The following is an 11296-nucleotide window of genomic DNA, read 5'->3' on the forward strand; positions in this document are numbered from 1 at the left end:
CTCTCAAGGTTTTCTAAAACAATGTAAAAATTCCTGGTATATACCAGTGACAGGTCGCCCATTAGCATGAAACCGCTGTTCATGAGGATTTGAAGAAATACCAATTCACCGACAAATTGGACAAAAGAAGTTCGATAACCACAGTCACGCAAAACGGTCACCGAGATTTTTTCGCAATTAAAGCGTGTGAAGTTTCCCATACTTAATGACGATGCGCGGCGGATAGCGCGACCCTAAGTTGTGATCGCGGACCAACGCGGCATTCGCCGCGACGTTTCTCCGCGAGACCGGGAGAAGTGACCATGTGCGCAGCACCGATCCGGGATGCCGAAGGAGCACCCGGACGATTCCCCGAAGACCGGACGGAAGGCACCGCCGGTGACGCACTGCTGAGACTGGGCCGCCTGGTGTCCAAAGCGGACACCTCCGCGGACCTGCGCGCGGTGTACCGCAGGGGCGGCCGCGAGGGCGACGCCTTCTACCGCGACCGGTGGAGCCACGACAAGGTGGTGCCCTCCACGCACGGCGTGAACTGCACCGGCTCCTGCCGGTGGAACGTGTACGTCAAGGACGGCATCATCACCTGGGAGGCGCAGGACACCGACTACCCGAGCGTCGGCCCGGACCGGCCCGAGTACGAACCGCGCGGCTGCCCGCGCGGCGCCTCGTTCTCGTGGTACTCCTACTCCCCCACCCGCATCCGCTTCCCGCACGCCCGCGGCGTGCTGGTGGAGATGTACCGCCAGGCCCGGCGGGAGACCGGCGAGCCGGTCGCCGCCTGGAAGTCCATAGTGGATGATCCGGAGCGTCGGGCGCGCTACCAGCGGGCGCGAGGCAAGGGCGGGCTGGTCCGCATCACCTGGGACGAGGCGGTCGAGATGATCGCCGCCGCGTACGTGCACACCATCGCCGCGCACGGCCCGGACCGGATCGCCGGTTTCTCCCCGATCCCGGCGATGTCGATGGTCTCGCACGCGGTCGGCTCGCGGTTCATGGCGCTGATCGGCGCGCCGATGCTGTCGTTCTACGACTGGTACGCGGATCTGCCGGTCGCCTCGCCACAGGTGTTCGGCGACCAGACCGACGTGCCCGAGTCCGCCGACTGGTGGGACGCCGCGTACCTGATGATGTGGGGCTCCAACGTGCCGGTGACCCGCACCCCGGACGCGCACTGGATGACCGAGGCCCGCTACCGGGGCCAGAAGGTCGTGGTCGTCTCGCCCGACTACGCCGACAACACCAAGTTCGCCGACGAATGGCTCGCGCCGCACCCAGGAACCGACGCGGCGCTGGCGGTGGCGATGGGGCACGTGGTGCTCAAGGAGTTCTTCGTCGACGACCCGACACCGTTCTTCACCGACTACGTGCGGCGCTACACCGATCTGCCGTTCCTGGTCAGCCTCGTCGAGCGCGGCGGCGGACTCGTGCCGGGCAAGTTCGTCACCGCCGCCGACCTCGGCCGCGAAGGCGGGCACGAGGAGTGGAAGACGGTGCTCCTCGACGACGCGACCGGCGAACCCGTGGTGCCCAACGGATCCATGGGATTCCGCTGGAACGACGGCGAAACCGGGCGGTGGAACCTCGACCTCGGCACCGTGACCCCGCGGCTGAGCCTGCACGGCCACGACGCCGAAGCGGTCGAGGTGATGCTGCCCCGCTTCGACGCCCCGGACGGCACCGGCGCGGCGGTCACCCGCGGCGTCCCGGCGACCCGGCTGCGCCCGGACGGCCCGCTGGTGACGACGGTCTTCGACCTGCTGCTCGCGCAGTACGGGGTCGGCCGCGAGGGCCTGCCCGGCAGCTGGCCGACCGGCTACGACGACGCGGACCAGCCCGGCACGCCCGCCTGGCAGGAGCAGATCACCTCGGTGCCCGCCGCGCGGGCTGCGCGGATCGCCCGCGAGTTCGCCGACACCGCGATCCGCTCCAAGGGCCGGTGCATGATCCTCATGGGCGCGGGCACCAACCACTGGTTCCACTCCGACGAGGTGTACCGGACGTTCCTGACCCTGCTGATGCTCACCGGCTGCCAGGGCCGCAACGGCGGCGGCTGGGCGCACTACGTCGGTCAGGAGAAGGTCCGGCCGCTGACCGGCTGGGCCACGCTGGCGTCCGCGGCGGACTGGCAGCGCCCGCCCCGCCAGATGATCGGCACCGCCTGGTTCTACCTGCACACCGGGCAGTGGCGCTACGACGGGCTCACCGCGGACGCCCTCGCCTGGCCCGGCGCGGCCGGGACGCTGGCCGGCGCGACGGCCGCCGACTGCCTCGCCCGCTCGACTCGCGCGGGCTGGATGCCGTCCTATCCCACCTTCGACCGCAATCCGCTGGACCTCGCCGACGAGGCCGAGGCCGCCGGGCTCGAACCCGTCGAGCACGTCGTGCGGGAGCTGCGGGAGGGCCGGCTCGGTTTCGCGGGCGAGGACCCGGACGCGCCGGCGAACTGGCCGCGGGTGCTGACGGTGTGGCGCTCCAACCTGCTGGGCTCGTCGGCCAAGGGCAACGAGTTCTTCCTCAAGCACCTGCTGGGCACCGATGCGGCGGCGCGCTCGACCGAGCCCGCACAGCCGCCCGCCGAGGTGCACCGCGCCGAGGCGGCCGAGGGCAAGCTGGACCTGCTGCTGTCGCTGGACTTCCGGATGACCAGCACCACGCTGTTCTCCGACGTCGTGCTGCCCGCCGCCACCTGGTACGAGAAGCACGACCTGTCCTCGACGGACATGCACCCGTACGTGCACTCCTTCAACGCCGCCGTCGACCCGCCGTGGCAGTGCCGCACCGACTTCGACGCGTTCCACGCCATCGCCGCGAAGTTCAGCGGGCTCGCCGAACGGCACCTCGGCGTCCGGCGGGACGTGGTGGCGACCGCGCTCGGCCACGACACCCCGGGCGAGGCGGCCCAACCCGGCGGCGTGCTGCGCGATTGGCGCAGCGGCGACGTCGACCCGGTTCCCGGCCGCACCATGCCGACGCTCACCGTCGTCGAACGCGATTATCCCGCGGTGGCCGCGAAACTCGGCGCGGTCGGCCCGCTGCTGGACAAGCTCGGCACCACGACCAAGGGCTACACCGTCGAGGTCGGACCGGAGCTGGCGTGGCTGGCCGAGGCCAACGGGGTCGCGTCCGGCGGACCGGCCGCCGGCCGCCCGCGGCTGGACACCGACCGCCGGGCCGCCGACGCCATCCTCGCGCTGTCCGGCACCACCAACGGCCGACTGGCCAACGAGGGATTCCGGGTGCTGGAAGAGCGGGTCGGCCGCGACCTGACGCACATCTCGACCCACCACACCGGACACCGGGTGACCTTCGCCGACACCAGGTCCCGGCCGGTGCCGGTGGTCACCAGCCCGGAGTGGTCCGGCGACGAGTCCGGCGGGCGGCGCTACTCGCCGTTCACCATCAACGTCGAACAGCTCAAGCCCTGGCACACCCTCACCGGTCGCCAGCACTTCTTCCTGGACCACGACTGGATGGCCGAGCTCGGCGAGCAGTTGCCGCTGTACCGGCCGCCGCTGGACCTGCACCGCCTGGCCGGCGAACCCCGGCTCGGCCCGGGCGGCACCGCCGAGGTCGTGGTGCGGTACCTGACGCCGCACTCGAAGTGGTCGATCCACAGCGAGTACCAGGACAACCCGATCATGCTGACGCTGTCCCGGGGCGGGCCGACGGTCTGGATGAGCCCGGCGGACGCCGCGGCCATCGGAGTCGCCGACAACGACTGGGTGGAGGCCGCCAACCGCAACGGCGTCGTGGTCGCCCGCGCGGTCGTTTCGCACCGGATGCCCACCGGCACCGTGTTCATGTACCACGCGCAGGACCGGACGGTGAACGTGCCGAAGAGCGAGACCACCGGCCGGCGCGGCGGCATCCACAACTCGCTGACCCGCGTGCAGATCAAGCCGACGCACCTCATCGGCGGCTACGCGCAGCAGTCCTTCGCGCTGAACTACCACGGTCCCACCGGGAACCAGCGCGACGAGATCACCGTCATCCGCCGCCGCAACCAGGCCGTGGAGTACTGACGCGAAGCGTCGAAAAGGAGTACTGATGCGCGTCATGGCACAACTGGCCATGGTGATGAACCTGGACAAGTGCATCGGGTGCCACACCTGCTCGGTCACCTGCAAGCAGACCTGGACCAACCGGGGCGGCGTCGAGTACGTCTGGTTCAACAACGTGGAAACCCGCCCCGGGCAAGGATATCCGCGCCGCTACGAGGACCAGCGGCAGTGGCGCGGCGGCTGGGAGCTCGACCGCCGCGGCCGGCTGAAGCTGCGCGGCGGCGGGCGGCTGCGCAAGCTCGCGACGCTGTTCGCCAACCCGGACCTGCCGGAGCTCGACGACTACTACCAGCCCTGGACCTACGACTACCGGATGCTGCTCGAAGCGCCGCTGGGCGACGACACCCCGGTGGCCCGCCCCAACTCGGCGATCACCGGGCGCCCGACGAGCGTCCAATGGGGACCGAACTGGGAGGACTCGCTGGGCGGCACGCCCGAGCACGGCGAGGCGGATCCGGTGGTGGCGAAGCTGCGCACCGAGCTGGGCACCCGCATCCGGTTCGAGTTCGAGCAGTCGTTCCTGTTCTACCTGCCGCGGATCTGCGAGCACTGCCTCAACCCGTCCTGCGTCGCGTCCTGCCCGTCCGGCGCGATGTACAAGCGCGCCGAGGACGGCATCGTGCTCGTCGACCAGGACCGCTGCCGCGGCTGGCGGATGTGCGTTTCCGGCTGCCCGTACAAGAAGGTCTACTTCAACCACAAGACCGGCAAAGCCGAGAAGTGCACCTTCTGCTACCCGAGGATCGAGGTCGGCCAGCCGACGATCTGCTCGGAGACCTGCGTCGGGCGGCTGCGCTACATCGGCGTGCTGCTCTACGACGCCGACCGGGTCGGCGAGGCGGCGGCGGTGACCGACGAGCACCGGCTCTACCCGGCGCAGCGCGATCTCTTCCTCGACCCGGACGATCCGGAGGTGGTGGCGGCGGCCGAGCGGGCGGGCATCCCGCACGACTGGGTCCAGGCGGCGCGGCGCTCCCCGGTCTACGACCTGATCTGCCGCTACCGCGTCGCGCTGCCGCTGCACCCGGAATACCGCACCATGCCGATGGTCTGGTACATCCCGCCGCTGTCGCCGGTGGTGGACGCCGTCGCCGAGACCGGGTTCGACGGCGAGGACGCCGGGAACCTCTTCGGCGCCATCGACGCGCTGCGCATCCCGATCGAGTACCTGGCCGAGCTGTTCACCGCGGGCGACATCGGCCCGGTGCGCGACTCCCTGCGGAAGCTCGCGGCGATGCGCTCCTACATGCGGTCGGTGAACCTGGACGAGCCGCCGGACGAGGGGCCGGTCCGGGCGGCCGGGCTGGACACCGCGGAGCTGCGGTCGATGTACCGGCTGCTGGCCATCGCGAAGTACGACGACCGCTACGTCATCCCGACCGCGGGCATCGGCGACGCGCACGAGCTGGAGGCGCTGGCGACGACGTGCAGCCTGGACACCGACGGCGGCCCCGGCATGGGTGGCCTGCGCTCGGGCAGCACCGACCTGGTCGTGTGGGACGAGGGCGGGCGTCCGGAGGGCATGTTCCCGACGCTGCGCGGGGAGAAGTCGTGAGGCGCCGCCGACTGGACGCCCGGTCGCGCGCGCTGGTGCGCCAGATCGCCGCGTGGTGCCTGCACTACCCCGACGCCGAGCTGGCTGGGCGGATGGGCCTGCTGCGGGAAGCCCTCGGCGAGATCGCCGGAACCGACCCGGCGCAGCACCTGCGCCGCATCCTGGATCACCTCGCGGGAACACCGGCGCAGGAGGCCGAGCAGCACTACGTCGAGGTGTTCGACGTCAGCCCCCGCCGCGGCCTGTACCTGACCTGGTACGTGCACGGCGACACCCGGTTGCGCGGCGGCGCGCTGGCCGAACTGGCGGGCGTCTACCGCTCGCACGGCTACCGCGTCGGCGGCGGTGAGCTGCCGGACTACCTGCCCGCGCTGCTGGAGTTCTCGGCCGCCGAGCGGCGCGAAGGCGAGCGCCTGCTCGGCCGGTTCCGGCCGGCGATCGAGGTGCTGCACCGCAAGCTGGCCGAGCTCGGCACGCCCTACGCCGCGGCCGTGCAGGCCGTGCTCGACGTCGTGCCCCAGCAGCGCGAACGCGACGTCGTTCCCGCGCAACCGCCGACCGAGCAGGTCGGTCTGCAGCCCTTTTCGCTCACCCTCCAGGAAGGCCGCCGATGACCAGCCCGATCGATGTGGTGCTGTGGGCCGTGCTGCCGTACGTCGTGCTCGCCGTGTTCGTCGGCGGCGCGGTGTGGCGGTACCGGTACGACAAGTTCGGCTGGACGACCCGGTCCAGCCAGCTGCACGAGTCCCGCCTGCTGCGGATCGGCAGCCCGTTGTTCCACTACGGACTGCTGTTCGTCGTCGGCGGGCACGTGCTCGGCCTGGTGGTGCCGAAGTGGCTCACCGAGCTGTTCGGCGTGACGGAGTCGAACTACCACCTGGTGTCGCTGGGCATGGGCACGTTCGCGGGCTGCGCGGCGCTGGCCGGGCTGCTGGTCCTGCTGTGGCGGCGCCTGCGCAACCACGCGGTGCGCGCCTCGACCAGCCGCAGCGACCTGTTCACCTACACCGCTTTGACGGCCACGATCTGCCTCGGCCTGTGGACGACCGTCATCGACAACGGCGTGCGCGGCACGTACGACTACCGCGAAACGATCGGGCCGTGGTTCCGCGGGATCTTCCTGCTGCAGCCGCACCCGGAGCTGATGGCGCACGCACCGCTGGACTACCGGCTGCACGCGCTGCTCGGCCTCGCCCTGTTCGCGCTGTGGCCGTTCGGCCGGCTCGTGCACGCCTTCAGCGCACCGGTGCACTACCTGTTCCGCCCCTACGTGGTCTACCGCAGCCGCAGCGGCGACCGCGTGGGCACCAGGCAGGCGCCGCGCGGCTGGCAGCGGCTGTAGCGCGGATGATCTGGCAGCGCGTGCCGCCCGAATCCGGCGCGGCGGTGATGGGCCTCGGGGTGATGTCGGTCGCCGGCCACCTGGCGGGTTTCCCCGTGCTGTCGGCGGTGCTGCTCGCGGTGGCCGCGGTGCTGTGGGCACTGCTGGGCGCGGCGTTCCTGGCGCGGTTGGTCTTCGACAACGAGCGATGGAGGTCGGAGGCCGGCCGGCCCGGCGCCCTGACGTGCGTCGCCGGGACCGGTGTCCTCGGACTCGCCCTGGTCCTGCACGGCTGGCCCGCCGGCGGGATCTTCCTCGTGCTGACGGCGCTGCTGTGGTCGGGCCTGATGCCCCGGGTGCTGCGCGGCCTGGCCACCCCGACGGTCGGGGTGAGCTTCCTGGTCTGCGTCGGCACGCAGTCGCTGGCGGTGCTGGCCGGTCAGCTGGCCGCCGACGCGCGATCTCCGTTCCTGCTCGCGGTTTGCGCGATCTCGGCGGCGGTCGGCCTGGCGCTCTACGTCCTGGTGCTCGTCCGGTTCGACTTCCGGCAGGTCGCCCGCGGAGCGGGTGACCAATGGGTCGCCGGCGGGGCGCTCGCGATCAGCACGGTGGCCGTCGCCAAGCTGCACGCCGCGGTGCGGGAGCTGGCCGCACCGGCCGAGCTCGCCACCGCGGTGCGCGCGATCGGCATCGCGCTCTGGGCGATCACCATGTGCTGGTACGTGGTGCTGGCGGTGGCCGAACTGCTGGCGCCGCGCCTGCGCTACGACTTCCGCCGCTGGGCAACGGTCTTCCCGCTCGGCATGACGTGCGCGGCGAGCTTCGGCACGGCCACGGCGACGGGCATGGTGTGGATGGCCGACGCCGCCCGGATCCTCCTGTGGCCGGCCCTGGCGGTCCTCTGCCTGACGACCTGGGGCACCGTTCGCCACCTCGCAAGGCCGAAGCCTCGCCTGTGATCGGCCTCTGGAGCGGCGTTCCTGCAGGTGCTCCGGCCGTGAGTCTTTTGTGTCGCTATGGCAGCCCAAAAGACTCACGGCCCCGGGACCAGCGCAAACACCGATCGCAAACTCCAAACGAGACTGTTCCCGGCCGTGATCGGCGCTTTTCGTGCTGGCAAGGCGTAATCCATGACGGCGTCACCGGGAGCTCGTATGCTGCCGACTCGTGACCGCCTCTCGCCGGAGCAATGTCGTCATCGCCCTCGCCGCAGCGCTGATCTCGCTGCTGCCGCACGCCGCGCAGGCCGCGCCCCACCGCGGCATCGACGTCCTCGACTTCAACATCCACACCGGCATCGGCGCCGACGGGCGGCTCGACCTGGCCCGCACCGCCGAGGTCATCGCCGGCGCGGACGTCGTCGGCCTGCAGGAGGTCGACGTGCACTGGGCGGCGCGCAGCGGGTACGCCGACCAGGTCGCGCAGCTGGCGCGGATGACCGGCATGCACTCCTACTTCGCGCCCATCTACGACCTCGATCCGGAGCCCGGGCGCACCGAGCGCCGCCGGTACGGCGTCGCGCTGCTGAGCCGGTTCCCCATCATCCGAGCCGAGAACCACGAGATCACCCGGCTCTCCACGGTGGATCCCGAGCCGGTGCCGAAGCCGATGCCCGGCTTCGCCGAAGCCGTTCTCGCGACTCCCGGCGGGCCGACCCACGTCTACGTGACGCACCTCGACTACCGGCCCGATCCGGCCGTCCGGCGGACGCAGGTCGCCGAGACGATCCGCATCCTGGACCAGGATCCGCCACGCTCCCGGCAGGTCCTGCTCGGCGACTTCAACGCCGGGCCCGACGCGCCGGAGCTGGCGCCGCTGCTGGCGCGCATGCGGGACGGCTGGGCCGCCGCGAACGGGCCGGGCGGCGGGCTGACGTTCCCCGCTCTGGCGCCCGAGAAGCGGATCGACTACGTGACCTTCGCCGGGCGGCTGCGCGCGACCCGCGCCGAGGTGCCCGACACGCAGGCCTCCGATCACCGGCCGGTGCTCGTGACCATCGCGGGATAGGCCTTCCTGCTCTTCCCGCCCTGCCGCGGCGGTTGGGAGACTCTGCTCCCGAACGCCGACGACGTCGGGAGGGAGCTGGGGGCGATGTCCGACGTGCGTTTCGAACTCAACCACCGGGAGCGCGCCGCGCTCCAGGCGGTGGCCGCGGGGCGGGTGAAGATCACCTGCAGCTGCGAGCCCGATCTGTTCATCGACGGCGTGGCCTTCTGCGATCAGCAGACGGCGCACCGTCTTGTGCACCAGGGGCTGATGCGCCCGGCCGCGCCCGGCGGGCCCGGCGAGCTGGTGGCCGCCGAACTCACCGGGCCCGGGATGGAGAGGCTCGGTATGGCTGTTCCAGGGTGAGCGCGTGGAGCAGTTCGACGGTGCGCTCGGCCGCCGGGTGCTCCGCGATCGACTTCTTGACCGCCACGCTGATCCGCCGCATCGGGGTCGGTGACACCACGGGCACCGAGCACAGCCCGGCGGGCAGGGTTCCGATGCCCAGCACAGGGATCACCGTGATGCCGATTCCCGTTGCCACGAAGGGGATCGCGGTCTGGTAGTCGTGCGTCTCCACGACGAACCGCGGGGCGAAACCTGCCTCCGCGCAGGCCGCGAGGAGCACCTGGCGGCAGGCGCCCTCGACGATGTCGTTGTCGACCCAGCTCCGCTCCGCCAGCTCCGCCAGCGGCACCTCGGCGCGCTGCGCGAGCGGGTCGTCGTCGCGGACGACCGCGAGGTACGGATCGTCGATGAGCCAGTGCACGTCGACCAGCTGGGAGTGCTCGGTGTCCGGGTACTCGACGAAGATGTCGATGTCGGGTTCGGCGTCGACGATGTCGGTCATCCGCAGGTCGAGCCGCAGTTCGGGGAACTCGGTGCGCAGTGCGGCCACGAGCGCGGGCAGCCAGGTCGCGCCCGCGGAACCGAAATAGCCGATCGAGAGACTGCCGACCCGGCCGGCACGCAGATCGCCGACGACGCCTTCGACCCGGCTCAGGGCCTGGAACAGCGGTTCCGACTCGGTCGCGAGCGTGCGGCCGGCCTCGGTCGGTTCGATGCCCCGGCCGACCCTCTCGAACAGCCGGAGCCCGGTCTCGCGCTGCAGCGAGGCGAGCTGCTGGCTGACCGCCGATGGCGTGTAGCCGAGCGCCTCCGCGCTCGCGCGGATCGATCCCGTTGCGACAACCGCCCGCAGCACGCGGAGCCGAGGTACGTCGAGCATCCCCCGACTGTACAGGTGAACTTAATCATTGTGCAGAATTAATCGCTTGTCCTTGCCAATCGGGCTGGCGACGATAGCTGACGTGACCGGACAGCTCCAGATCTCCGAAACCGCCCCGGCCGGGGCACAACGCGGCAAGGCCGCCGCGGCCGTCATCGTGACCGTGCTGCTGTGGGCATCGGCGTTCGTCGCCATCCGCGGCATCGGCGAAACCCTCTCCCCCGCGCCGATGGCGCTGATCCGGATCGCGGTCGCCGCCGCCGCGCTGACGATCCTGGTGCTGGTCCGGCATCGCGGCTCCGCGCCGGTCCCCCGCAACCGCCGCACGCTGACGCTGATCGCGGTGTACGCGGTGCTGTGGCTCGCCGGGTACACGGTCGTCCTCAACGCCGCCGAGCGGCACATCGACGCGGGAACCGCCGCGCTGCTGGTGAACATCGCGCCCCTGCTGATCGCGTTCGGCGCGGGGCTGTTCCTCGGCGAGGGCTATCCCAAGGCGCTGGTCGCCGGCTCCGTGGTGGCGCTGGGCGGCCTGTCGATCATCGCGCTGGGCTCCTCCGGCGACCGGGACTGGCTCGGCGCGGCGCTCTGCGTGCTGGCCGCCGTCCTGTACGCGGCGGGGGTGCTCGTCCAGAAGGCCGCGCTTCGCGGGGTGGACGGCACGATCGCGATCTGGCTCGGTTGCCTCGTCGCCACCGCGGTGCTCCTGCCGTGGACCCCGCAACTGATCGCCGAACTCCAGGCGGCGCCCGCCGGCGCGATCCTCGCCTCCGTCTACTTGGGACTGTTCCCGACCGCGATCGGCTTCACGACGTGGGCCTACGCCCTCCACCGGATGCCGGCGGGCAGGCTCAGCGCCGCGAGCTACGCCGTACCGGTGGTGTCGATCCTGCTGTCCTGGCTGCTGCTGGCGGAGATCCCGACGGCATACGGCCTGATCGGCGGAGTGATCTGCCTCGTCGGAGTCGCCATCGCCCGCCGCTCCCGCGGCTAGCGCCGAGAACGCCGTTTTCGCGCGAAACCGGCGGCCCTCGTGAGGACGCGGCGCCGGTTTCGCGCGAAAACACCGCTTCCCACAAACCAAAAAAAGACGGCGTCCAGGGGCGTGCGCGAGGAGCTCCCCCGTTCAACATCCCCCCCGCACG

General features: G+C 71.1%; 9 protein-coding genes. 8 read left to right on the forward strand and 1 reads right to left on the reverse strand.

The features are described 5' to 3' along the window. Nucleotides 1–302 precede the first annotated feature (302 nt). From AC07EQ_RS25740 to AC07EQ_RS25770, 7 genes are all read left to right on the forward strand, one after another. Nucleotides 303–4022 (forward strand): nitrate reductase subunit alpha, encoded by a 3720-nt coding sequence (locus AC07EQ_RS25740; protein ID WP_478390446.1) that lies wholly within the window; start codon nucleotides 303–305, stop codon nucleotides 4020–4022. Between the two features lie 25 nt (nucleotides 4023–4047). After that, nucleotides 4048–5616 carry a nitrate reductase subunit beta gene (gene narH / locus AC07EQ_RS25745; protein ID WP_478390447.1) on the forward strand — a complete coding sequence of 523 codons (1569 nt, stop codon included), beginning with the start codon at nucleotides 4048–4050 and terminating at the stop codon, nucleotides 5614–5616. Then, entirely contained in the window at nucleotides 5613–6230 is a 618-nt protein-coding gene (gene narJ / locus AC07EQ_RS25750; RefSeq protein WP_478390448.1) for a nitrate reductase molybdenum cofactor assembly chaperone, read from the forward strand. The genes narH and narJ overlap by 4 nt, the downstream gene beginning before the upstream one ends. Beyond that, nucleotides 6227–6958 carry a respiratory nitrate reductase subunit gamma gene (gene narI / locus AC07EQ_RS25755; protein ID WP_478390449.1) on the forward strand — a complete coding sequence of 244 codons (732 nt, stop codon included), beginning with the start codon at nucleotides 6227–6229 and terminating at the stop codon, nucleotides 6956–6958. The genes narJ and narI overlap by 4 nt, the downstream gene beginning before the upstream one ends. 5 nt (nucleotides 6959–6963) lie before the next feature. Further along, nucleotides 6964–7896, forward strand: a complete 933-nt coding sequence (locus tag AC07EQ_RS25760) for a tellurite resistance/C4-dicarboxylate transporter family protein (RefSeq protein ID WP_478390450.1) — start codon at nucleotides 6964–6966, stop codon at nucleotides 7894–7896. A gap of 208 nt (nucleotides 7897–8104) precedes the next feature. Then, nucleotides 8105–8944: an endonuclease/exonuclease/phosphatase family protein gene (locus AC07EQ_RS25765; protein WP_478390451.1), complete on the forward strand. Its 840-nt coding sequence runs from the start codon at nucleotides 8105–8107 to the stop codon at nucleotides 8942–8944. Between the two features lie 84 nt (nucleotides 8945–9028). Next, the gene (locus tag AC07EQ_RS25770) at nucleotides 9029–9289 is read left to right on the forward strand and encodes a hypothetical protein (RefSeq protein ID WP_478390452.1); all 261 of its coding nucleotides are present in this window, start codon (nucleotides 9029–9031) and stop codon (nucleotides 9287–9289) included. On the opposite strand, the gene AC07EQ_RS25775 is transcribed toward AC07EQ_RS25770, so the two are convergent. After that, on the reverse strand, nucleotides 9243–10151 hold the full coding sequence (locus AC07EQ_RS25775; protein ID WP_478390453.1) for a LysR family transcriptional regulator: 909 nt from the start codon (nucleotides 10149–10151) through the stop codon (nucleotides 9243–9245). The genes AC07EQ_RS25770 and AC07EQ_RS25775 overlap by 47 nt on opposite strands. 82 nt (nucleotides 10152–10233) lie before the next feature. Here AC07EQ_RS25775 and AC07EQ_RS25780 point away from each other — a divergent pair, with 82 nt between their 5' ends. Continuing rightward, nucleotides 10234–11145, forward strand: a complete 912-nt coding sequence (locus AC07EQ_RS25780; RefSeq protein WP_478390454.1) for a DMT family transporter — start codon at nucleotides 10234–10236, stop codon at nucleotides 11143–11145. The last annotated feature ends 151 nt before the right edge of the window (nucleotides 11146–11296 follow it).

The organism is Saccharopolyspora sp. NPDC045839 (assembly GCF_056431645.1).